The organism is Collinsella sp. LCP19S3_H3 (genome assembly GCF_052119145.1).
Classification (GTDB): domain Bacteria; phylum Actinomycetota; class Coriobacteriia; order Coriobacteriales; family Coriobacteriaceae; genus Collinsella.
Map to the genome: position 1 here is coordinate 1 of NZ_JBQKFW010000039.1, position 810 is coordinate 810.

At 64.7% G+C, this 810-nt stretch carries 1 rRNA gene; it reads right to left on the reverse strand.

The window, feature by feature from the left end:
- Positions 1-810 (reverse strand): 23S ribosomal RNA (locus tag ACTQZF_RS09195); the annotation flags it as partial.

Below are 810 nucleotides of genomic sequence, written 5' to 3' on the forward strand. Positions count from 1 at the left end.
AGTCGTTGCGCCTTTCGTGCAGGTCGGAACTTACCCGACAAGGAATTTCGCTACCTTAGGACCGTTATAGTTACGGCCGCCGTTTACCGGGGCTTGGCTTCGGGGCTTCGCGCGGTGCGCTAACTCCTCCGCGTGACCTTCCGGCACCGGGCAGGCGTCAGACCCTATACGTCGCCTTGCGGCTTCTGCAGAGTCCTGTGTTTTTGGTAAACAGTCGCTTGGGCCTCTCCACTGCGGCCCGCCTCCGCTCCCGGAGCAAGTCCGTTCACGTACGCGCGGGCACCCCTTCTCCCGAAGTTACGGGGCCATTGTGCCGAGTTCCTTGACCATGGTTGACCCGATCGCCTCGGTATGTTCTACCCACCCACCTGTGTCGGTTTGCGGTACGGGCGCGCACGCGCCTGCCTAGGGGTTTTTCTAGGGACCTCGGGCTCACTCGCTTCGCTCAATCGCTTCGTCCGGAGCCTCGCCCTCGATGCGGACCGGATTTCCCTGGTCCGCGGGCCGCGCTCCATCACGGGGACGTCCAGAACCCCGCCGAGCCACCCCCATCCGTCGCCCCGTCGGTCGTAGCGCCGCGTGCGCGGTGCAGGAATGTCTGCCTGCTGCGCGTCGGCTACGCCTCCCGGCCTCGCCTTAGCCCCCGACTGACCCTGGGAGGATTAGCCTTGCCCAGGAAACCTCGGGTTCACGGCGGACGAGTTACTCTCTCGTCTCTCGCTACTCATGCCAGCATTCTCACTCCCATGCGCTCCACCGTCGGTCGCCCTCCGGCTTCTCCGCCCATGGGAAGCTCCCCTACCGATTCTA